The organism is Amycolatopsis sp. GM8, from assembly GCF_021653975.1.
Lineage (GTDB): Bacteria > Actinomycetota > Actinomycetes > Mycobacteriales > Pseudonocardiaceae > Amycolatopsis_E.
Genome location: NZ_JAJKFK010000002.1, coordinates 640,943 through 663,893 on the forward strand (window position 1 = coordinate 640,943; position 22,951 = coordinate 663,893).

General features: G+C 70.3%; 17 protein-coding genes and 1 pseudogene. 14 read left to right on the plus strand and 4 right to left on the minus strand.

The features are described 5' to 3' along the window. Positions 1-88: 88 nt before the first annotated feature. A complete protein-coding gene (locus LOZ83_RS10480; RefSeq protein ID WP_236790229.1) occupies positions 89-1,516 on the minus strand; it encodes a M20/M25/M40 family metallo-hydrolase in 1,428 nt (475 codons plus the stop codon). Positions 1,517-1,876: 360 nt separating this feature from the next. Between LOZ83_RS10480 and pdhA the strand changes: the two genes are divergently transcribed. The 10 genes from pdhA (at position 1,877) to LOZ83_RS10530 (ending at position 16,418) form a co-directional block, all read left to right on the plus strand. Next, positions 1,877-3,109: a pyruvate dehydrogenase (acetyl-transferring) E1 component subunit alpha gene (gene pdhA, locus LOZ83_RS10485; protein WP_236790755.1), complete on the plus strand. Its 1,233-nt coding sequence runs from the start codon at positions 1,877-1,879 to the stop codon at positions 3,107-3,109. After that, entirely contained in the window at positions 3,109-4,149 is a 1,041-nt protein-coding gene (locus LOZ83_RS10490) for an alpha-ketoacid dehydrogenase subunit beta (protein WP_236790230.1), read from the plus strand. The genes pdhA and LOZ83_RS10490 overlap by 1 nt, the downstream gene beginning before the upstream one ends. A gap of 3 nt (positions 4,150-4,152) precedes the next feature. Continuing rightward, positions 4,153-5,391 carry a dihydrolipoamide acetyltransferase family protein gene (locus LOZ83_RS10495; RefSeq protein WP_236790231.1) on the plus strand — a complete coding sequence of 413 codons (1,239 nt, stop codon included), beginning with the start codon at positions 4,153-4,155 and terminating at the stop codon, positions 5,389-5,391. A gap of 110 nt (positions 5,392-5,501) precedes the next feature. After that, the gene (locus LOZ83_RS10500) at positions 5,502-6,050 is read left to right on the plus strand and encodes a TetR/AcrR family transcriptional regulator (protein ID WP_236790756.1); all 549 of its coding nucleotides are present in this window, start codon (positions 5,502-5,504) and stop codon (positions 6,048-6,050) included. After that, positions 6,047-8,008 (plus strand): ABC transporter ATP-binding protein, encoded by a 1,962-nt coding sequence (locus LOZ83_RS10505; protein ID WP_236790232.1) that lies wholly within the window; start codon positions 6,047-6,049, stop codon positions 8,006-8,008. The genes LOZ83_RS10500 and LOZ83_RS10505 overlap by 4 nt, the downstream gene beginning before the upstream one ends. 33 nt (positions 8,009-8,041) lie before the next feature. Then, positions 8,042-8,833: a DUF72 domain-containing protein gene (locus LOZ83_RS10510; protein ID WP_374202658.1), complete on the plus strand. Its 792-nt coding sequence runs from the start codon at positions 8,042-8,044 to the stop codon at positions 8,831-8,833. Positions 8,834-8,906: 73 nt separating this feature from the next. Beyond that, a complete protein-coding gene (locus tag LOZ83_RS10515; RefSeq protein ID WP_236790234.1) occupies positions 8,907-9,962 on the plus strand; it encodes a hypothetical protein in 1,056 nt (351 codons plus the stop codon). Positions 9,963-10,104: 142 nt separating this feature from the next. Beyond that, positions 10,105-11,274, plus strand: coding sequence for a hypothetical protein (locus tag LOZ83_RS10520; protein WP_236790235.1), 1,170 nt, complete (start codon positions 10,105-10,107; stop codon positions 11,272-11,274). Continuing rightward, entirely contained in the window at positions 11,267-14,977 is a 3,711-nt protein-coding gene (locus LOZ83_RS10525; RefSeq protein ID WP_236790236.1) for an FkbM family methyltransferase, read from the plus strand. The genes LOZ83_RS10520 and LOZ83_RS10525 overlap by 8 nt, the downstream gene beginning before the upstream one ends. Before the next feature lie 73 nt (positions 14,978-15,050). Continuing rightward, complete coding sequence (locus tag LOZ83_RS10530) at positions 15,051-16,418, plus strand: acyltransferase (protein WP_236790237.1); 1,368 nt, start codon at positions 15,051-15,053, stop codon at positions 16,416-16,418. A gap of 165 nt (positions 16,419-16,583) precedes the next feature. On the opposite strand, the gene LOZ83_RS10535 is transcribed toward LOZ83_RS10530, so the two are convergent. The 3 genes from LOZ83_RS10535 to LOZ83_RS10545 form a co-directional block, all read right to left on the minus strand. Continuing rightward, entirely contained in the window at positions 16,584-17,249 is a 666-nt protein-coding gene (locus LOZ83_RS10535) for a response regulator transcription factor (protein WP_236790238.1), read from the minus strand. Continuing rightward, a complete protein-coding gene (locus LOZ83_RS10540; RefSeq protein WP_236790757.1) occupies positions 17,246-18,307 on the minus strand; it encodes a sensor histidine kinase in 1,062 nt (353 codons plus the stop codon). The genes LOZ83_RS10535 and LOZ83_RS10540 overlap by 4 nt, the downstream gene beginning before the upstream one ends. Positions 18,308-18,418: 111 nt before the next feature. Next, on the minus strand, positions 18,419-19,258 hold the full coding sequence (locus LOZ83_RS10545) for a helix-turn-helix transcriptional regulator (RefSeq protein ID WP_236790239.1): 840 nt from the start codon (positions 19,256-19,258) through the stop codon (positions 18,419-18,421). A 102-nt stretch (positions 19,259-19,360) separates the two neighbouring features. Here LOZ83_RS10545 and LOZ83_RS10550 point away from each other — a divergent pair, with 102 nt between their 5' ends. From LOZ83_RS10550 to LOZ83_RS39740, 4 genes and pseudogenes are all read left to right on the plus strand, one after another. Further along, positions 19,361-20,773 (plus strand): MFS transporter, encoded by a 1,413-nt coding sequence (locus tag LOZ83_RS10550; protein WP_236790240.1) that lies wholly within the window; start codon positions 19,361-19,363, stop codon positions 20,771-20,773. A gap of 53 nt (positions 20,774-20,826) precedes the next feature. After that, positions 20,827-21,345: an RNA polymerase sigma factor gene (locus LOZ83_RS10555; protein ID WP_236790241.1), complete on the plus strand. Its 519-nt coding sequence runs from the start codon at positions 20,827-20,829 to the stop codon at positions 21,343-21,345. Further along, positions 21,338-22,207, plus strand: coding sequence for a VOC family protein (locus LOZ83_RS10560; protein WP_236790242.1), 870 nt, complete (start codon positions 21,338-21,340; stop codon positions 22,205-22,207). The genes LOZ83_RS10555 and LOZ83_RS10560 overlap by 8 nt, the downstream gene beginning before the upstream one ends. Positions 22,208-22,346: 139 nt before the next feature. Beyond that, positions 22,347-22,634, plus strand: a pseudogene (locus tag LOZ83_RS39740) (helix-turn-helix domain-containing protein); the annotation flags it as partial. Between the last annotated feature and the right edge of the window lie 317 nt (positions 22,635-22,951).

A 22,951-nucleotide genomic window follows, 5' to 3' on the forward strand; every position in this document is an offset into this window, starting at 1 on the left:
CCGGCGGAGCAACGGGGTGGAAACAAAGGATTAACGCCGGAGGGACCACTGTGCGTGGCCGATCGGGCAGGTGGCCGAGCCTTCGAGCTCAGCCGCGGGCGTGGGCGTCCAGGGTGTGCGCAACCGTCTCCGTGACGCGACGCGCCTGGCCCAGGTGCAGCCATTCGTCCGGGACGTGGGCGTTCGAGTCCGAGCCGAGGGCGCCGGTCACCAGGAACTGCGCCCGCGGGTACTTCTCCGCCAGCAGGCCCATGAACGGGATCGACCCGCCGAGGCCGACGCTGCGCCACGGCTCGCCGAAGACCTCCGTGCTCACCTTTTCCAGCACAGCCGCCAGCCACGGCGCCGCGTCCGGGGCGTTCCAGCCGCTCGCGTGCTCCAGACCCGCCAACTCGACCTGCGCGCCGTACGGAACATCCGTCGTCAGCGCCTTCTCCACCGCGTTCAGCGCCGCGGCCGAGTCCGCCGTCGGCGGGAGACGGAAGCTCAACGCCAGCGTCGTCGAGTCCCGCAGGACGTTCCCGGCGTTCGCGGGTTCCGGAAAACCCGACGCGCCGATCACCGAGAGCGTCGGCCGCCAGCCGCTGTTCAGCAGCAGCTCGTACTCGTCGTCCGCCACCGGGCGCATGCCGTCGACCAGCGGGAACGTCGACCGCATCGCGCCGGGCGCCACGGCGGCCGTCGCGCGGGTCTCCTCCTGCCGGTTCGCCGGGATCTCGACGTTGAACTCGGGCAGCTTGATCGCGCCGGTCGCCACGTCCTCGACGCGGTCCAGCAGCTGCCGCAGCACGCGGAACGAACTCGGCACGACGCCGCTCGCCAGGCCCGAGTGCTGCGCCGACTCGAGCACCCGCACCTTCACGTGCACCTGCACCATTCCGCGCAGGCTCGAGGTCAACCACAGACGCTGGTAGTCGTTGCCGCCGGAGTCGAGGCAGATCACCAGCGACACCTCGCCGAGCCGCGGCGACAGGTGCTCCAGGTACAGCGGCAGGTCCGGGCTGCCCGACTCCTCACCGGTCTCCAGCAGCACCACCGACCGCGCGTGCGAACCGCCCGCCGCGTGCACCGCCTCCAGCGCCGTCGTCGCCGCGTAGCCCGCGTACCCGTCGTCCGCCGCGCCGCGGCCGTACAGCTTCTCCCCGCGTACGACCGGCTGCCACGGGCCGAGCCCTTCGGACCAGCCACCGACCGGCGGCTGCTTGTCCAGATGCCCGTAGAGCAGCACCGTGCCGCGGTCTTCCGCGCCGGGCGTCGCGGGCACGTCGATCAGCAGCACCGGGCTCCGGTCCTCGATGCGCACCACGTCGATCGTCGCGCCGGGTAGCGCGCGCCCGGCGATCCACCCGCGCACATGCGCGACGGCGGCGGCGAGATGTCCGTTCGCGGCCCAGTCCGGGTCGAAGGCCTGCGACAGCGCGGGAATCCTGATGAGCTCCGACAGGCTCGGCACGACCTCGGTCTCCCACAGCCTGGACACGGTTTCACGCACACTGGTCTGCTCCACGCGCGTCATTGTGCCAGCCGGACACCCCTGTGGCGCAGGTCACGACGGCCACCCCGAGTGTGACACCGGACCGCGGCGCCGCATCACCACCGAGGACAACCGGCTGCTCACCCCCTGCTCGCGAGCCCGACTTTCGGCGCCCTGATCATCGGTAGTCCTAGGGTTTTCGCAGCTCAGGATGCCTTTCTCAGCAACAAATCAGGCGTCGGCACTGCCTGCCGGGGACCGGTTCGTGCCAGGATGACGGCGTAAGCCGTCATGGCCGACGGCTGCCCGAGCGCTTCGGACCCGATGCGCGGGCGGCTGCCGGCGCCGCCGCTGTTGCCGCCACAAGTGGCTTCGCGGCACGACACCGAGGAGAGCACGCGTATGTCGTCCCCCGAACAGTGGACGCACCCGGAGCCCGGTGAAGGACCGGCCGCCCAGGCGGCACAACCGTCCCCGGAGCAGGTGATCGCGGGTTTGCGAGCAACGACAGAAGGTGGCGCTGAGCTGACCCAGCTGCTCACGCCAGAGGGCGAACGAGTCGCCTCAGCCCAGTTCGACCGGTATGTGGCCGATATCGACGGCGAGGCACTGCGCGGGCTCTACCGCGACATGGTGCTGGTCCGCCGCGCCGACCGCGAGGCCAACGCCATGCAGCGCCAGGGCCAGCTCGGCATCTGGGTTCCGCTGCTCGGCCAGGAGGCCGCGCAGGTCGGCTCCGGCAGAGCCCTTCGCCAGCAGGACATGGCCTTCCCCAGCTACCGCGAGCACGGCGTCGCGTACACGCGCGGCGTCGACCTCCGCGACGTGATGGGCCTGTTCCGCTGCGCCGACCACAGCGGCTGGGACTTCCGGAAGCACCGCTTCCACCCGTACACGATCGTCATCGGCAACCAGGTCCTCAACGCCACCGGCTACGCCATGGGGCAGAAGTTCGAGGGCAGAGTGGGAAACACAGACGGTGACGGCAGGCCATCAGACACTGACGAGGCCACCATCGTCTACTTCGGTGACGGTGCCACCAGCCAGGGCGACGTGCACGAGGGTTTCGTCTGGTCCGCCGTGTACGACGCGCCGCTCGTCTTCTTCTGCCAGAACAACCAGTGGGCCATCTCGGAACCGACCGAGCGCCAGTCCCGCCTGCCGCTGTACCAGCGCGCCCGCGGCTACGGCTTCCCCGGCATCCGCGTCGACGGCAACGACGTGCTCGCCTGCCTCGCGGTCACCCGCTGGGCGCTCGACGAATGCCGCCACGGCAACGGTCCCGTCCTGATCGAGGCCTTCACGTACCGGATGGACGCGCACACCACGACCGACGACCCGACGCGCTACCGGCTGTCGGACGAGCTGGAGGCGTGGAAGCTGAAGGACCCGATCGAGCGCGTGCGTGCGTTCCTCGCCCGCGGCGGGTATGCCGACCAGTCGTACTTCGACCAGATCCAGGCCGAGGCCGACGCGTTCGCCGCCGACCTGCGCGAGTTCACCTTCAACATGCCGGAACCACCGCCGGAACGGGTGTTCGCGAACGTCTACGCCGAGCCCTCGCCGGTGCTGGACGCGCAGCGCGAAGAATATTTGGCCTACCTGGACGGCTTCGCGACGGCGGGTGAGCGCTGATGGCCGCCCCCGTGAAGTCCAGCCCGAAAGACGCTGTGGACGAATCCGCATCGACGGTGCAGACGCTCACCATCGGCAAGGCCATCAATCTGGGCCTGCGTGCCGCGATGGAGGCCGACGACAAGGTCATCATTCTCGGCGAGGACGTCGGCAAGCTCGGCGGCGTCTTCCGGATCACCGACGGGCTGCAGAAGGATTTCGGTGAGCAGCGCGTGCTCGACACGCCGCTCGCCGAGTCCGGCATCATCGGCACCGCGGTCGGCCTCGCCGTGCGCGGGTTCCGGCCGGTGTGCGAGATCCAGTTCGAGGGGTTCATCTTCCCCGGGTTCGACCAGATCTCCAGCCAGCTCGCGAAACTGCACTACCGCAGCCAGGGCAAGATCAAGGTGCCGGTCGTGGTGCGGGTGCCGTTCGGCGGCGGGATCGGTGCCGTCGAGCATCACTCGGAGTCGCCCGAGTCGCTGTTCGCCCATATCGCCGGGCTGAAGGTCGTGTCGTGCTCCAACCCGGCCGACGCGTACTGGATGATCCAGCAGGCCATCGCCTCGGACGACCCGGTGCTGTTCTTCGAGCCGAAACGCTTGTACCACAACGGACAGCTCAAGTCCGAAGTGGACACTGCCAACCCGGCGGGGCCGCTGTTCGCGTCCCGGGTCGTGCGCCAGGGCACCGACGCGACGCTGGTCGCGTACGGGCCGTCGGTGAAGGTGTGTCTGGACGCGGCGACGGCCGCGCAGGAAGAAGGCCGGTCGCTGGAGGTCATCGACCTCCGCACGATCTCGCCGCTGGACCTCGGTCCGGTGATCGAGTCGGTGCGCCGCACCGGCCGGCTGATCGCGGTGACCGAGGCGCCCTCGGAATCCTCGATCAGCTCCGAGATCGCCGCGCGCGTGCAGCAGGAGTGCTTCTACTCGCTGGAGGCACCGGTACTGCGGGTGACGGGTTTCGACACGCCATACCCACCGTCCAAACTGGAGGATCACTACCTGCCGGACCTGGACCGGGTGCTGCACGCCGTCGACCGCTCGCTGGGTTGGTGACCGGTGCCTGACTTCAAACAGTTCCTGCTCGCCGACACCGCCGAAGGCCTCACCGAGGCCGAAATCCTCGGGGTGCGGGTGAAACCGGGCGACGAGGTAGCGGTCAACCAGATCGTGGTCGAGGTCGAGACCGCCAAAGCCGCGGTCGAGTTGCCCATCCCGTGGGCCGGCAGGATCACCGAGATCCTGGTGACGGAAGGACAGACGGTCGAGGTCGGCGCGCCGATCCTGACGATCGACGTCGATCCCGGCGGTGCGTCGGCGAACGGCTCCGCGCCCGAGGAGGAGATGAAGCCGCTCGTCGGCTACGGCTCCAAGACGGTCACCGCGAAGCGGCGTGCTCGCCGCGAGGTCGCTCCGGAGGCACCGGTCGCGGTCAAGGGGGGCTATGTGCCACTGGCGAAACCGCCGGTGCGCAAGCTCGCCAAGGATCTCGGCGTGGACCTGACCACGCTGACCGGATCGGCCGAGGGTGTGATCACGCGCGAGGACGTCCAACGTGCGGCAGCGCCCGCGACCCCGGCGGCTCCCATGCAGACTGGTGCGCGCGAACGCCGGGTGCCGATCAAGGGCGTCCGCAAGGCGACCGCGCAGGCGATGGTGACCAGCGCGTTCACTGCCCCGCACGTCACGGAGTTCCTGACCGTCGACGTCACGCCGATGATGGAACTGCGGGAGCGGCTCAAGAAGCACCCGTCCTTCCAGGGCGTGAAGCTCACCCCGCTGGCGTTCGCCGCGAAGGCGGTTTGCCTTGCCGCCAAACGGACTCCGGACGTCAACGCGACGTGGGACGAGGCCACGGGCGAGATCGTCTACAAGGACTACGTGCACCTCGGGATCGCCGCCGCGACCCCGCGCGGGCTCGTGGTGCCGAAGATCCGGGACGCGGACGCAATGTCCCTGCCGGAGCTCGCGGTCGCGCTCGAACAGCTGACCGCGACCGCGCGCGACGGCAAGACGCCACCCGAGGCCATGCTGCACGGCACGATCACGATCACCAACGTCGGCGTGTTCGGCGTCGACACCGGGACACCGATCATCAACCCCGGCGAGGCGGCCATCCTGGCCTTCGGCGCGATCAAGGACATGCCGTGGGTCGTCGACGGTGCGCTCGCCGTGCGGAAGGTGCTGCAGCTCGCGCTGAGCTTCGACCACCGGCTGGTCGACGGGCAGCAGGGCTCGCAGTTCCTCGCCGACGTCGGCGCGCTGCTGGCCGACCCGGCATTCGCGATCACGTACTGACCGGAAAACCGGCTCTCGCCGAGGGCCGGTTTTCTGATATCCAGTTGACGGAGTGAGCACTCACTCCGCAGACTGGCGGCATGACGGAGACCAAGCGGCGCGCCCCGGGCATGAGCCCCGAGGAACGCCGGAAGATGATCGTGCGGGCCGTGCTGCCGCTGATCGTCGAGCACGGCGCCGCGGTCACGACGGCGCAGATCGCGCGCACGGCGGGCATCGGCGAGGGCACGATCTTCCGCGCGTTCAAGGACAAGGACGAACTCGTGGAGGCGTGCGTGTACGAGGCGTTGCGCCCGGACGGGATGCTCGAACTGCTCGCGGAGATCCCGCTCGACCAGCCACTGGAGCAGCGGCTGGCGGAGGCCATCGACGTGCTGTCGGCGTATCTCGAGCGGCTGGGCGCGGTCGCGGGCGCAATGCACCGGTCGGGCGCGCGGAAACGGGGCATGCACGGCGACCGGCAGGCGTCGTTCGCGGCGATGCGGGCGGCGGTGGCGGAACTGTTCGAGCCCGAACGCGACGAGCTGCGCCTGCCGCCCGACCAGCTCGGCGGGATCTTCCTGTCGCTGCTGTTCAGCCGCGCCCGCAGCGACGAGAAGGCCGCCGACGCGAGCGCGCTGATCGATGTTTTCCTGCACGGGGCGGTGAAAGCCCAGTGACGCACAGCGGTGGGGCGCCGGTCGGGCTCCGCCGGAAGCTGCGGCAGGCGAGCAGCACCGTGCCCGACAGCGGGCTGACCGGCCCGATCGAGATCCCCGATCCGGAACCGGACGGCGGGCCGAAGGACCTGCGGGCGCGGCTGCACCGGCTGCGCACGTCGGCCGGCGGGACCGTGCGCGGCCTGCCCAAGGTGCTCAAGCTGACCTGGCAGGCCAGCCCGGTGATGACCATCCTCATCGGACTGTCCACAGTGATCGGTGGGCTGACCCCGACGCTCACCGCGTACGTCGCGAAGCTGTTGCTGGACGCCGTTGTCGCGGCGGTGCAGGGGCACGGCACGACCGGGCGGATCATCGAGATCGCGGCCTTCCAGCTGGGTATCTTCACGGCGACCGCGGTCACCACCGCGGTGACGAACATGGCACAGCAGCTGTTGCAGGAACGGATGACGCTGACCATCCGGCACCAGGTGATGGCACACGCGGCGAAGCTGGACCTCGCGTTCTTCGAAGGGTCGGAGTCCTACGACCTGCTGCGCCAGGCTTCGCAGGAGGCGCCACAACGCCCGGTGTCGATGATGAACTCCGCGCTGGGCCTGATCCGCACGGGCATCACGTTCGCGAGCATGGTCGCGCTGCTGGTCTCGGTGAGCCCGCTGCTGGCGGTGATCGCGCTGCTGGCGCCGATCCCGGCCTTCATCTCGCAGTCCAAGTACGGCGCGCGGGCCTTCATCCTGGCGCTGTACATCTCGCCGATCCGGCGGCGGATGGACTACCTGTCCTCGCTGGTCACGACGGACACATACGCCAAGGAGACCAAGCTTTTCGGGCTCGGGCAGTACCTGACCGACCGGTTCCTGCGGCTCGGGCAGACCTTCTACGCCCGGGAGCGCAAGCTCACCACCAAGCGGAATCTCGTCGGCACGGCGTGGAGTTTCCTGTCGACGGCGGCGGGTTCGGGGATCGCGCTGTACATCGCGCTGGAGGCGGTGCACGGCAGGCTGACGATCGGCGACCTCGCGCTGTACACGAGCGCGGCGACCGCGGTGCAGACGTCGGTGCAGGGCCTGTTCACCGGGTTTTCGGGGATGTACGAGAACAATCTGTATCTCGACACGCTGTACCAGTTCCTCGCTACCCGGCCACGGATCACCGCGCCCGCGCAGCCCCGGCCGCTGCCGGCGAAGGTGCGCGGGCACGTCGAGTTCCTGGAGGTGTCGTTCAGCTATCCCGGTGCGGACGAGCCGGCGCTGGACAGCGTGAGCTTCGAGATCCGGCCGGGCGAGACGGTCGCCGTCGTCGGCCGCAACGGTGCCGGCAAGTCGACGCTGATCAAGCTGTTGTGCCGGTTGTACGACCCGACGGGCGGGCGGATCCTGCTCGACGGCGTGGACATCCGCGAGTTCGACCCGGACGAGCTGCGCACCCAGATCAGCGCGATGTTCCAGGATTACGTGACGTACCAAGGGACCGCGGCGGAGAACATCGGGCTCGGCCAACTGTCCGGTTTGGACGATCGAGACCGGATCGTCGACTCGGCGCGGCGGGCGGGCGCGGCGGAGCGGCTGGAGCGACTGCCGAAGGGCTACGACAGCCCGCTCGGCCGGTGGTTCGACCAGGGGGTGAGCCTTTCCGGCGGGGAATGGCAGAAAGTCGCGCTGGCACGGGCTTTCATGCGGGACGCGCCGCTGTTGATCCTCGACGAGCCCACCTCGGCGCTCGACGCGCAGGCCGAGCACGACCTGTTCGCGCGCCTGCGGGCGCTCGCGGCGGGCCGGACCACGCTGTACATCTCGCACCGGTTCTCGACGGTGCGTCAGGCCGAGAAGATCCTCTTGCTGGACAACGGAAAGCTCGCCGAACACGGCACACACGACGAGCTGATGCGGCTGGGCGGCAACTACGCCGACCTGTTCACCCTGCAAGCGGCGGCCTATCTGGACGAGTCGGGTGAGTAGCCTCCAGCCATGAAACTGCACGTCGGCTGCGCGATGTGGACCCACCCGGCGTGGCCGGTGCGGAAAGGGTTGCGCTCCTACGCGAGCTGGTGCAACGCGGTGGAGGGCAACACGACCTTCTACGCGACGCCGGCCGCGAGCACGATCGCGTCGTGGGTGGAGCAGACGGCGCCGGACTTCCGGTTCCTGCTCAAGATGCCGAAGGCGATCACCCACGAACGCCGGCTGGGTGACGTCGCCGGGCTCGTCCGGAGCTTCCTCGACACGATCGAGCCCCTGGGCGAGCGGGTGCACGCGCTGTGGGTCCAGCTGCCGGCGTCGTTCGGCCCGCCGGATCTCGGCGCGCTCGCCGCGTTCCTGCGCCGCATGCCACGGGATCGCCGGCTGGCGGTCGAGGTGCGGCATCCCGCGTTCTTCGAGCACCCGCAGCGGTTGGAGCAGGTGCTCGGCGACGTCGGCGCCGAATGGGTCGTGTTCGACACGACGGTCCTGTTCGGCGCGCCGCCGATCGGTCCCGCGGAAGAGGAGGCGTGGCAGAAGAAGCCGCGCCTGCCTCGCCGCTCGCACGCGCTCACCGCGCACCCCGTCGTCCGCTACATCGGGCGCGACGACGACGCGCACACGGTCAGCGGCTGGCAGCACTGGCTCGACGCCGTCGTCGGCTGGTTGCGCGAGGGCCGCTCCCCGACGGTTTTCGTGCACACACCGGACAACGCGCAGGCGCTCGTCCTCGCCCGCCGCTTCCACGACGAGGTCCGCGCCCGGTTGCCCGAGGTCGAACCACTGCCGGCGCCGCTCGCCAGCGGTCCGCTGACGTTGTTCTGACGCCAGAAGACCAACTTCACTCGATCGCGCTAAGTTAAGGGCCGGGCCGGACTTGAGACCCGAGGAGCCCCCGATGACCTGGCAGGAAGACCTCCGCCGCCTGGATGTGCAGCTGGCCAGCGGTGAGATCAGCCTGCGCGAGCACCGCAGGCAGCGGGAAGAGCTGCTCGCCGCCGCGTCCGGCGGGTTTTCGCCGTCGCCGGTCAAGGCGCCCGTCGAGGGCGGCCAGGCACACGCGTGGCCCGAATCCCCGGCGTGGCCGGCCGAGCAGCCCGCGGCGCCGAGCTGGTCCGCCTCTCTGCTTTCGACCGACCGGCCGACGAGCGCGCCCAGCCCGGCCGACGAGAACCCGACCGACTCGATGCGCTACCCGACGACGATCCACGAGGCGCCGACGATCGTCACCCGCGCGATCGGCCCGCTGCCCGGCCTGACGCCGGCCAAGCCCGAGGTGCCCCCGCTGCCGACCCGCCCCGTGCGCACCGGACGCGGCAAGCCGACCTGGTTGTTCCTCGCGCTCGGCATCTTCATCGTGCTCGCCATGATCATCGGCGCCACCTGGCTGCTCGGCACCCGCAACGACCCCAGCCCGGCCAGCAGTGCGCCGACGAGCAGCGCGCCGCCCGTGGACCCGGCCGGCGCCGCCGAGCGTGCCGAGGCCAGGCTGCCGACCCTGCCCGGCGCCGCGAACCCCGCCAACTCGACGCTGTCCATCGACAAAGCGCTCCAACTGAAGCTGATCACCCAGGCCGACGCGGACGTCATGAAAGCGGCCGGCGCGCAGGAGATCATCTACCGCGCCGCGTCCAATCCCGCGAACAGCCCGAACGGGACGGCACTGCTGGTGGTCCCGGTGCCCTCGCCCGCCGAAGCCACGAAACTCGCGGCCGCGCAGCGCAAGCACCTCACCGACACCGGGTTCACGATGGCCGCGCTCGGCCCGGCGAACGCGGACCTCATTTTCACCGGCAGCAGCTCCGCGGGCCGGGTCACCGCGCTCTGGTACTCCTCCGGCCCGCTCGCCGTCGGCATCGGCGTCTCACAGCCGCTGACCGGTGATCCGAACCAGCTCCGCAGCCGGCTCGAACAGATCCGCACGCAGGTCACGGGCGCGTTTCCCGCAGGGTGAAACACCTGGTACCGCAGGGTAGATAACAATACGACCCGCGAGGCCGGACAAGGCCGCTGCCGTGCACAATGTGCAGGTCGCTATCCACTCGGGTCGCGGCGGCCGACCCGATGCCGCCAAGCCAACAGATAGGGGGCCCCTGGTGTCTTGGCAGGAGGAGCTGCGCAAGCTGGACGAGGAGCTTGCGTCGGGCCGACTCTCCGCGGACGACTACCGGATACGACGTGACCAGGTGCTGTCGTCGGCGGTCGGCCAAGCCGACCCGCAGGGCCAGCCGAGCGAGGGCAACGCGGACTCGACGCAGATCATCGCGCCGATCAGCCCCCCGCAGGGCACTCCGGCGCAGGCCCCGCCGGCGGCTCCGCAGCAGGACAGCAGCGCGGAGCGCACCCAGGCGGTGCCGCAGCAGTGGCAGCAACAGCAGCCCGCACAGCAGGCGGGCGAATCCGGCCGTACCGAGTACGTGGCGCCGCCCCAGCAACAGCAGGTGCCCTACTCCCCGCCCGGTGGTTTCCCGCAGGCCGGCCCCGCCTCACCGGCCGGTGGCTTCCCGCAGACCCCGTGGCACGCCGCGGAATCCGACCAGAGCCCGCCGTGGGGTGGCGGCGACCTGCCCCCGATCGCGCCCGGCGGTGAGCCCGGCTGGGCCCAGCAGGGCCCGGAATCCTTTGACAGCAAGCCGAAAAAGGGCAACGGCGTCAAGATCGGCGCGATCGTCGCGGCGGTCGTGGTGGTAGCCGGGCTCGCGGTCGGCGCGTACCTGTTGTGGGGCCAGGGATCCGGCGGCGACGGGGGTAGCCAGGCCGCGACCACGTCGCAGGCCGCACCACCGCCGCCCCCACCCGATCCGCTGGCGGTGGCCACGCTGCCGGGCACGCCCGAGAAGTTCGACCAGATCAAGAACTTCTCGCAGATCCCCGGTCTGCAGTACCTGACGTCGGCCGAGATCTCGACCTACCAGTCGGCGTCCGCCGGGGACACCAAGTTCGTCGGCCGTCGGCTCGCCGACGGCAGCCGCGTGCTGATACTGCTGACCAAGGTGAGCGACCCGCAGACGGCCACCAGCGCCGCGAGCGACCTGCTCGGGATCCAGATCCGCAACGGCATGGCCCGGCTCACGGACGTGCCGGACAACGTGCTCGCGTCGTCCGTCAGCGCCAAGAACGGGAACCCGGCCCAGATCCGCGCGCACTACGCGCACGACGACGTGGTGATCCGCATCGAGGTGAACAACGCCGACGCGCAGGCCGCGCAGGCCGACTTCACCCAGGTCCTCAACGCCCAGCTGAAGGTACTGCCCGCCAATGGCTGACGCTCGGGTCACGGCGTGCACGATCGTCGCGCGCAACTACCTGCCGGCGGCGAAGGTACTGGCCCGGTCCTACCTGGCGCAGCATCCCGCCAACGAGTTCGTGATCGCGGTCATCGACGCGCACGACGAGCCGGAGCAGGACGGGTACCGGATCGTCGGCTGGGAGGCCTTCGGGATCGCGGAGGACGACTACCTCCGGATGGCGACGGCCTACTCGGTCACCGAGCTGGCCACCTCGGTCAAGCCGTACCTGCTGCGGGAACTGCGCCGCGAGAGCGACGTCGCGATCTACCTCGACCCGGACATCAAGGTGTTCGCGCCGATGCCGGAGATCGCGGAACTCGCGATGGCGCACGGCATCGTGCTCACCCCGCACGTACTCGAGCCGCTGCCGCGCGACGGCTGCGAGCCCGACGAGGCCGGCATCATGGGCTCGGGCATCTTCAACCTGGGCTTCATCGGCGTGGGCCCCGGCTCCGGCGGCTTCCTCGACTTCTGGGCCGAGCGGCTCAAGCACGACGCGATCGTCGCCCCCGAGCGGCAGCTGTTCACCGACCAGCGCTGGGTGGACAACGTGCCCGCGCTGTTCGGTCACCACGTGCTGCGCGACCCGGGTTTCAATGTCGCCTACTGGAACCTGCACGAGCGGCAACTGCGGCGGGAGGCCGACGGCCGGCTGACCGCGGGCGGCGCCGAGCTGAGGTTCTTCCACTTCAGTGGGTACCGGCCGGAACAGCCGTGGCTGCTCACCCTGTACTGCCAGCGCAAACCGCGGGTCCTGTTGTCCGCCAACCCGGATCTGCGCGCGCTGTGCGACAGCTACGGCGAGGCGATGCGCGAAGCCGGGTATGCCGAGACGCTCGAAGCCGTGCCGTACGGGTTCAAGACGTTCGGCGACGGCACCCCGCTGCCGCGGCTCGCGCGCCGCGCGTTCCGCGAGGCGTGGATCAAGGCCGAGCGCAAGAAGAAGCCCCTGCCGCCGCACGCCTACGGCGAAGACGGCGGCGAAGCCCTGCGGGAATGGCTGGCGACGCCCAGCGACGAGGCGCAGGCCGCCGCGGGGCTGAACCGGATGACGCTCGCGGTCTGGTCGGCACGCACCGACCTGCAGACGGCATTCCCGGATCCGACCGGCGGGGACGCCGAGGCGTTCCGCGCGTGGTGCGGGACCTCCGGGCTCAACGAGGGTGAGCTGGCGGGCTGGGGCGCGCCGGGACGACCGCCCACGCCACGTCCGCCGGACGACGAATTCGGCGTGAACCTGCTCGGCTACCTGACCGCCGAACTCGGCGTCGGCGAGATGGGCCGGATCGTGCACGACGCGATCGAGGCGGCCGGCATCCCGATGGTCTCGGTGCTCGAAGAACGCTCGGTGGTCAACCGCACCGGCATCGAACGGCCCACCACGATCGGCGACCCGCGGTTCCCGCTCAGCGTGCTCGTCGTCAACGCCGACATGACCCGCGCGCTGCTGGGCAGCCATCGCGAAGTCGGGCACGACCGGTACCGGATCGGGCTGTGGGCCTGGGAGCTGGAGGACTTCCCCGGCTCGATGCACCACGCGTTCGGGCTGCTCGACGAGGTCTGGACGATCAGCGACTTCTGCCGGACGGCGTTCGCGAAACATTCGCCGATCCCCGTCAAGACGATCCCGGTGCCGGTCCGCGATCCCGGCGAGCCGGTCCGCCCGGAGCGCAAGCCCGGTGACCCGGTCCGGTTCCTGTTCGCGTTCGACTTCAACAGCGTCGCCCAGCGCAAGAACCCGTGGGGCACGGTCGCCGCGTTCAAGAAGGCGTTCCTCAGCCGCGACGACGTGCACCTGACGATCAAGACGATCAACAGCGAGCGGCACCCGCTCGAAGCCGAACGCCTGCGCGCGGCGGTCGCGGGTGACGAGCGGATCGAGCTGATCGAGCGGTACCTCAGCCTCGACGAGCTGCACAAGCTGTACGAGCGCAGCAGCTGCTACGTGTCCTTGCACCGCAGTGAGGGCTTCGGCCTCACCGTCGCCGAGGCCATGGCCCGCGCGATGCCGGTCATCTCCACCGACTACTCCAGCACGACGGAGTTCCTCGACGAGCACACGGGCTGGCCGGTCCCGTACCGGATGGTGCCGGTCGGCAAGGGCAGCGAGCCGTACGACGCGAACTCGATGTGGGCGGATCCGGATCTCGGCGCCGCCGCGGCCGCGATGCGGCAGGTCGCCGACGATCCGGCGGAGGCCGCGCGGCGAGGCAGGCAGGCGCGCCGGCACATCCTGCGGACCCGGTCGATGGCGGCCGCCGCCGAGTGGATCCGCGCCGAGCTGGAAACGGCGTACGGCATCTGGCAGAGCCGGCATGTCGCGCTCGCACCGGAACATCCGCTGACCCCGGTCCGGCAGGCGGCGGAAGCCCTGCGCTGGCGGCCGGAATCCGAAGCGGCGTCCCGCACTCCGCTGGCGCCGGCCATGCGCAAGGCCGTGCTGCGCGCGATCGACCACTACGACGTGCACCAGCGGCGGGTGATGGGCGCCCTGCTCAACGGCACCGAGGACACCGCCGGGCGGCTGCTCGCGCGGCTGGAGTCCATCGAGGCCCGGCTCGACGACGCGAGCCGCGCGGCCGAGACCGGCCGCCGGGTCAGCGAGCGGATCGAGTCCGTGAAGGGCATCGTCGACCGGCGGCTGAACGCGGTCGAGTCCGCGCTCGCCGCGCTCCGGGCCGAGGTGCCGGAGAACGAGCTGGCGGTGCGCAACCTCGAAGCCGACCTGACGAAGCTGGCGGACGGTTTCACCGCGGAGCTGCAGGCGGTCACCGCCTCGACGCACCACATGTTCGAGGCGCGGGACAAGCGGCTCGACCAGGACGAAGCCGCACTGCGGCGGATTTCCGTCGACATGTCGGCAATGCGCGAAGCGGCCCGGATGGCGCACGCCCCGGTGCCGGGCGACGCCGACGTGGTGCCGTGTGACGTGGGCGCGCTGCTGATGCCGGTCGACGAGGTCATGCTCCCGTGGATCGAGTTCCACCGGTCCTGGGAGGACAGCGAGGCCGAGCTGATGACCCGGCTCGCCACCGGGCGCCCCGGCGCGATCGTCGACATCGGCGCGCACGTCGGCTACCACACGCTGCGGCTGCTGCGGGCCTGCCCGGACGTGACCCACGCGATCGCGGTCGAGGCGCATCCGGTGAACGCCGAATACCTGCGCCGGAATCTGAGGGTCAACCTGCCGGCTTCGACGGCCGGGCTGACGACCGTCGTCGAAGCCGCGGCCTGGGACCACGAGACCACGGTCCGGCTCGCGCAGGCCTCCCCCGGCAACAGCGGGGACAACCGGGTCAGCGCCGACGGGCCGGGCACCGAGGTCCGCGCGCTGCGGCTCGACGACGTGCCGGAGATCGGTGCGCAGCCGGTCGCCCTGATCAAGGTGGACCTGCAGGGCCGCGACCACCGGGCGCTGGCCGGGCTCGCCGGCACGCTGCGCCGGGACCGGCCGCACGTCGTGTGCGAGTTCTGCCCGAGCGCGATCGAAGAGCTGGGCGACGATCCCGCGGCGGTCCTCGCCGGGTACCGCGAGCTGGGCTATCGCCTGGTCGAGGTCGGTGAGCAGGGGCCGGTCGAGCGGGAGCGCGGCGACGCGGACCTGATCAAGACGGCCAGGGCCAGCGACAAGGAGTTCGTCACGCTCTGGCTCGACCCCGGGGTGCCCGCCCACCCCTGATTTGGCAAGCACGAAAAACACCCACCGGTTGTTGGTTACACTCCGAACGAGTGGAAATCTGGACAACCGGGGGGTGAGGGCACTGGCCGAGTCCGCACTCTCGCAGCCCTCGAAACCCACCCCACCGGAGCGCCCGAAGAAGACGCGCATCGTCTTCATCGACGTCGGCCGCGCGCTGGGCGCACTGCTCGTCTTCTACAGCCACATCGCGCACGAGTGGATCGAGACCAACGGCGAGAAGGCGCCGTACGTCGACTTCCTCGAGGCGCTGACCAGCGATCCGATGCACATGGCGAAACAGGGCATCGGCGAGGTCGCGGTCCCGTTCTTCTTCCTGGTCAGCGGGTTCGTGGTGACCCCGATCGCGTTGCGGCAGGGCATCCAGCGGTTCTCGGTGAACCGGCTGATCCGGGTGTATGTGCCGATCATCTTCGTGGTGCTGCTGACCACGTTCGTGCTGCTGGTGCACCTGCATCCGCCGTCGACCGGGCAGCCGCAGACGCTGACCCCGCTCACCGTGCTGACCAACAGCCTGCTGGTGAACTACCTGGTCGTGCCGCAGGTGGTGCTGATCCCGGTCGCCTGGTCGATGATCGTCGAGGTCCTGTTCTACGTGGTGCTGCTCGCCATGCTGCCGTTGCTGCGCCGCTCGGTGTGGCTGACGATCGCGATCGAGCTGACGTTCATCCTCGTCGTGATGCTGACGGCCCGGCAGTTCGGCGCCTCGTACTTCCTGTTCGCGGTGAACGTGTCGTACCTGGCGATCCCGGTCATCGGGCAGATCATCTGGGCGACCACGTCGAAGCAGATCCCGCTGTGGGCCGGCGGGGTGTTCGGCGGTGCCGCCTGGGCGCTGTACGTGCTGGGCGACATCATCAACGTCGGCCGGGTCGACACTTCGTACAACCTGTCGCTGGCCTTCGCGGTGCTCTGCTTCCTGCTGGGCATGTTCGCCGAGCCGAAGCTGCGGCAGCGCAAGGCATGGACGGCGTTGTCGGAGCGCAGTTACTCGATCTACCTGCTGCATTCGCTGGTCGCGTTCGTGCTGCTGGACCTGATGCGCCCGCTGATCCCGTTCCCGATCGCGCTGGTGCTCGCGATCGCGGCCGTGTTCGGCGTGGTCGAGCTGAGTTACCGGTACGTCGAGCGGCCGAGCCACACCTGGGCGCGTCGGCTGTCGCACGGCAAGGAACCCAAGCCGGCGCCGATCCCGGTCAGTGCGGAAATCACCATCGAACTGCCGCCCGTCCCGCCGCGGCCTCGGCCCGCGCCGCGGCCCGCCCCGCGCAAGCCACCTCGGGCCGATCCGCCGCCGAAACACCAGGCCCAGGTGCCGCGGCCGAACGCGAACGAGGAGACGACGGTCATGCGGCCGGTCCGCCGGGCAGCGCCCGGTCGCCATGCGGCGCAGCCGCAGCGCAGGGTTACGCCCAACAGGTGAGATTGGCCGTGTCGCGCAACCTCATCCCCGCCCGCTGCGCCTTCTGAGTGAGCATCGGGGGCGGAAGGGGGCCCAGAGATGTGGGTTCAGATCGCGATTCTCGTCGTAGTGGCCGTGGTGTTCCTGGTACGGCTGGTGGCCCGGCTGCGCTCACCGGGCAAGTAGCTACTTGCCGGGTTTGACCAGGCCCGATTCGTAGGCCAGCACCACGAGCTGGGCGCGGTCGCGCGCGCCGACCTTCGTCATGATCCGGCTGACGTGGGTGCGCGCGGTGGCCGTGGAGATGACCAGCTGGGCGGCGATCTCGTCGTTGGACAGCCCGCCCGCGACGAGTGCCAGTACCTCGCGCTCGCGGCCGGTGATCTGCTCGACCGCGCGGGTGTCGACGCGCCGGTTCTCCGGGCGGCCGACGAACTCGGCAATGAGCCGCCGGGTGACCGTCGGGGCGAGCAGGGACTCGCCGTCGGCGACGACACGCAGCGCCCGCAGCAGCTCGACCGGCTCGGTGTCCTTCAACAGGAACCCGCTCGCCCCCGCGCGCAGCGCGTCGTAGACGTACTCGTCGATGTCGAACGTGGTCAGGACCAGCACCTTCACCGCCGCCAGCGCCGGATCGGCGGTGATCCGGCGGGTCGCTTCGAGGCCGTCCATACCGGGCATGCGGATGTCCATCACGACGACGTCCGGCCGGTGCCGCGTGGCCAGTTCGACCGCTTCGCCGCCATCGTTCGCCTCGCCGCAGACCTCGAACCCGTCCTCGGTCTCCAGCAGCACCCGGAATCCCGCGCGCACCAGCGCCTGGTCGTCGGCGAGCACCACGCGAATCGTCATCGCCCCTCCTCATGGACGGGCAGTTCCGCCCGGACCTCGAAACCACCGTCGACCGGCGCCGCCCGTACGGTGCCGCCGAGCGCCGCCGCGCGCTCGGACATCCCGCGCAGGCCGTTGCCCGGCGCCGGCGCCCCGGCGTCGCGGCCGTTGTCGCGGATCCGCACCGACAGCATCCCGTTCGACCGCCCGAACGATACGTCCACTTCGGACGGTTCGTGGGCGTGCCGGACGACGTTGGTCAGCGACTCCTGCAGGATGCGGTACGCGGCGCCGTCGACCGGGGCGGGCAGCTCCCCCGGCGCGCCGTGCAACCGGACGGTCAGCCCGGTCGCCCGCGCGTGGTCGAGCAGCTCGTCGAGCTGGCGCAGGCTCGGCGCCGGGCCGAGTCCTTGGCCCGACCTCAGCACGGCGACCGTCGCCCGCAGGTCGGCCAGCGCCGACGCGCTCGCCTCCTTGATCGCCCGCAGCGCCTCGACCGCCTGTTCCGGCCGCCGGTCCGCGACATGCGCGGCGACCCCGGCCTGCACGTTGATCATCGCGAGGCTGTGCGCGACCACGTCGTGCACCTCGCGCGCGATCCGCAACCGCTCCTGCTCGGCCATCCGGTACTGGTGCTCGGCCGCCCGCTCGCGCGCGGCGCGGATCGCCGCACCCCGGTTCCGCGCCGCGGTCCCGATGCCGATGACCGCCGTCAGCCACACCACGATCAGCGCCGCGCTGGCGTTGAACAAGAACGCGCCACCGGTCGCGAAATGCACGCCGACCGCGACGAGCAGCGCACCGACCGCGGCGATCGTGGCGACCAGCGGGCCACGACGGCGGGTCAGCACGAACAGCGCGATCGTCGGCAACACGAGCGCCGGCCCGTTCGGATAGTCCGACCAGTAGTACGCCAGGACCGCGCAGTACACGACGACGAACACGGGCAGCGGGAACCGGCGGACGAGCAGCAGCGGGAGGGCGGCCGCGGCGAGCCAGCCGTAGCCGAGGGCGTCGAGTGGGTGGGCGCTGCCCTGGAAGTGACCGGCGGCCGTGGTCACGCCGAGCACGAAAGCCATGGGCACGACCGTCAGCACCACGTCGCCCGCGAACCGGTTCCCTCGCCACACGCTTCCAGAAGCTACGGCACTCACCAGCGCCGCGCGTCGGTCGAAAAGCGGCTTTCGCGCCTACGACCAGTACCGGCAGAGCTTCTGCTCGGTCGCCTCGTCGGTGGGCACCCAGGTGGTCAGCCGCGTCTCGGACCGGCGGCCGAACCACATGTGCGTGTTTTCGAACGACAACAGCCCGGCCTCGGGATGCAGAATCCGCTTCGCGTGGTTGACCATGGGCTCCACGTCATGCCGGTTCCACAGTGTCGCGAACTCCGCCGACTCCCGCCGTAACCGCTTGACCAGCTGTTTCCACGCCGGTTCGCCGACATGCTCGGCCATCATCGCGCGCAGCTGCGCGACCGAGCGGGGCACGGCGGTGTCCCAGTCCTGCATTCTCGCCCGCCAGCCCGGGTTGGTGAAGCACTGCAGCAGCGAGTTGCGCTCCTCGAACGGCAGGTCGTCGACGTCGAGCAGCCAGTTGAAGACCCGGTTGTAGGCGAGGATGTCGGTGCGCGCGTTGTACACCGCCGCCGGGTACGGCTCGAGTTTCGCCAGCATCGCGTGGATGGCCGGGGTGACTGCTTTGCATTCCCGGTCCATGGGCGGCTCGGGCGCGCCGGCCAGGGTGAACAGGTGCGCGCGCTCGTACGGGTCCAGCCGTAGCGTGTCCGCGACCGCCTGCAGGACCTGCTCGGAGGCATTGATGTCCCGGCCCTGTTCGAGCCACGTGTACCAGGTGACTCCGACGCCCGCGAGCTGCGCGACCTCTTCGCGGCGCAGGCCCGGCGTGCGGCGGCGGCCGAAGACCGGCAGGCCGACCTGCTCCGGCGTGATCCGCTCGCGGCGGCTGCGCAGGAACCCGGCCAGCTCACGGCGGCGGATGACGTCCGCGGAGACAGGTACGGCAGTGGTCATGATGCCACTGTCACACAAGCGTCAGCCTGGTACCAGGTAGTTCCAGTACCCGGATACAAGGGCTCCTGGTACCAGGGTCCAGGGCGCCGGATCGTGGTATTCATGACGACCACCAACGCCACGCTCACGGCCGGAACCCGGTCGCTGAGCAGAGCCGGTCTGGGCACGGTGCTGCTGGGTGCGGCACTGGCCCCCATCGACCTGTTCATCGTCAACGTCGCGCTCCCCACCATCGATACCGACCTGCACGCCTCCACCGCCACCCTCGAGTGGATCGTCGCCGGCTACGGCATCGCGTTCGCACTGCTGCTCGTCGTCGGCGGCCGCCTCGGCGACGCGTTCGGCCGGCGGCGGCTGTTCATCGCCGGCCTGTCCGCGTTCACCCTGACCTCACTGGCCTGCGGGCTCGCGCCGGGCGCGACCACGCTGGTCATCGCCCGCGTGGCGCAGGGGGCCGCCGCGGCGATGATGGTGCCGCAAGTGCTGTCGATCATCCAGGCCACCACGACCGGCGAGCACCGCGCGCGAACGCTCGGCTACTACGGCGCGGTCGGCGGTATCTCCATGGTCATCGGCCAGCTGCTCGGCGGGGTGCTCGTCTCCGCGAACATCGCGGGCACCGGCTGGCGGCCGATCTTCCTGGTCAACGTGCCGATCGGGGTGCTCGGCGTGATCCTGGCACTGCGCGCGCTGCCCGAGACCAAGGCGAGCGACCCGGTCCGCGTCGACAAGGCCGGCACCCCGCTGCTCGGCCTCACCCTGCTCGCGCTGCTGATCCCGCTGACCGAAGGCCGCGCGCTCGGCTGGCCCGTGTGGTGCTGGGTGCTGCTGGGCGTGTTCCCGTTCGCCGCGGCCGCGTTCGTCGCCGTCGAGCGGCGACTCGAAGCGGCCGGCGGGGTGCCGCTGCTGCCGATGTCGCTCCTGCGCACGCCGACGATGCGGCGCGGGCTAGGGATCGCCGGTCCGTTCTTCGTCGGGTTCGGCGGGTTCCTGTTCGTCTACGCCCTGATGTTGCAGGACGAGCTGCACCTCGGCCCGCTCGGCTCGGGGCTCGCGCTGACCCCGCTGGCCGTCGCGTTCCTGCTGGCGTCACTGGTCAGCAGCAGGCTGGTCGCCCGGTTCGGGCACCGGGTCGTGGTCGCCGGCCTCGCCGTGCAACTGTTCGGCCTGCTGACGCTGGTCGCGACGGCGCTACTGGCGTGGCCGCACCTGGACGTCGGCGATCTGGCGCTCGGCACGTTCATCACCGGCGCCGGGCAGGGACTGGCCGCGCCGACGCTGTTCCGGGTGATCCTTTCGCGGGTGCCCGCTGGGAGCGCCGGCGTCGGCAGCGGGATGCTGACGACGACCCAGCAGACCTGCCTGGCGCTGGGCGTCGCGACGCTCGGCACGTTGTTCGCCACGCTCAGCACGACCGGTGGAGTGAGCGCACTCGTCACGGTCATGCTCATCCACGCCGCGATCACGGCGTGCATCGCGATCGCCGCGCTCAGGCTGCCTGACCCACGTGGCTGAAAACTTTCGGTTCGACCCGTCGGAGAAGTGCCTCCCCGGACGACGATAGGGATGTGAGCGAACCGCGGGTGCGTCCGGACCCGGCGTTCGCGCTGCTGGAGCTGTACGAGGCGGCGCTGCCGGAGGTCTACGGGTACCTGCTGTCCCGGTGCGGCAGCGTCGCGGTGGCCGAGGAACTGACTTCCGAAACGTTCCTCGGTGCCGTGACAGCATGCCGGGGCACGGGCGCGCCGCCGGTGAGCACGCGATGGCTCATCGGGGTCGCCCGGCACAAGCTGGTCGACCACTGGCGCCGGCGGGAACGGGAGGAGCGCGGGCTGCGGCTGGTGCACGAGACCGGAACCGTGGATCCGTGGGACGAGGAGCTCGACGCCTTGCTGGCCCGGGAGGTGCTCGCCGAACTCGGCGCGCACCACCGGGCCGCGTTGACGTTGCGGTATCTCGACGGGCTCGCCGTGCCGGAGGTCGCGAAGCTGCTGGGCCGGACCGTGCATGCGACCGAAGCCCTGCTCGTGCGGGCCCGTGCCGCGTTCCGCACCGCCTACCGCCGGAAGGAGGGCCGTGATGACTGACCCGTTCGACGCCCTCCGCGCGCCGGTGGAGCCGGTCGACCCGGATCCGCGATTCGCCGCGGAACTACGCGAGAGGTTGCAACGTGCCGTCCTGAATGGAGGAGAGATGACCAGCACCGAAGCGTCCGTGAAGCTGCGTTCACTGACCCCGTATCTCGCCGTGTCCGATGCACGGCGGGCGATCGAGTTCTACGTCGAGGTGTTCGGCGCGACCCGGCGCGGCGACCCGATCGTGATGCCCGACGGCCGGATCGGCCATGCGGAGCTCGCGATCGGCGACGCCGTGCTGATGCTCGCCGAGGAGTTCGAAGAGATCGGCCATGTCGCTTCGCCCGGCGGCGCGTCCGTCCGCATCGAAGTGTCCGATGTGGACGGTGCGGTCGAGCGCGCGGTGGCTCGTGGCGCGGAATTGCTGCGCCCGGTGGGCGACAGCGGTTACGGCCGCGGCGGCGCGATCCGCGACCCGTTCGGCCAGCGGTGGCTGGTGTCGCAGGCGCCGCCGCGCACGGCGACGGGCACCGGTCCGCGACACGGCGAGGCCGCGTACTTCACGTTCCAGGTGCCCGACGACGAAGCGGCCAAAGTGTTCTACGGAGGCGTGCTCGGCTGGCGGTTCTCGCCGGGCAGCACCGAAACCGCGTGGGGCGTCGAGGGCAACGGCCTGTTCGGCGGCCTGTGGGGCGGGCCGGGACGACAGGTCGGCTGGAAGCTGATGTACGCCGTTGACGACCTCGAGGCCGCACTCGCCCGAGTCCGGGAACTCGGCGGCCAGACCGGCGAAGTCGAGCACCAGCCGTACGGCCTGTCCGCGGACTGCGTGGACAACCAGGGCATCCAGTTCTGGTTGCTACAGCAGCCTTAGCCGAGCGTGCCCCGTCGGCAACTTTGGGCGTTTATCGATATATATCGGACCGATCTTCTATCTGAGATAGGGTTGCGATAAATATCCAAACCCAGAGTCGAGGTCGGAGGCGTTCGCCGCCGGAGAGCCCTACCACACCGAGTTCAAGACCGACCGCAAGCAGCTATCCGACAACGACCTTGTAGAAGCGGTTGTCTGTCTTGCGAACGGCGCCGGTGGTGTCCTCCTCATCGGCGTCGAGGACGACGGCCGTGTAACCGGTGCGCGCCCCCGCCACGAGAGTGGACGTACAGACCCGATTCGGTTGCAGGCGCTCATCGCAAGCCGGACCGAACCGCCGATCGCCTGCGAAGCATCCGTGATTGCAATCGCCGACGCCGAGATCATCGCGGTCGAGGTGCCGGACAGTCCGCGCATCATCGGAACGGCGGCAGGCAAGTATGTTCGCCGGGCGATCGGTGGCGACGGCCGTCCCACGTGTCTGCCGCTCCGCGCGCACGAGATGCTGGCTCACGAGATCGATCGTGGAGCAGCCGACTTCGCCCGGCTACCAGCGCATGGCGCTACCTGGAATGACCTTGATCCATTCGAATTCGAACGAGTACGACGCCTCGTCGCCGACGCGGGAGACCGGGCCGACAAGGTCTTGGCCACTCTCGCCGATCGGGAATTGACACGTGCACTGGGCTTGGAAATACCCAGCAGCGAGGTGAGTACCGGCGGGCTTCTGTTGTTCGGACGTGA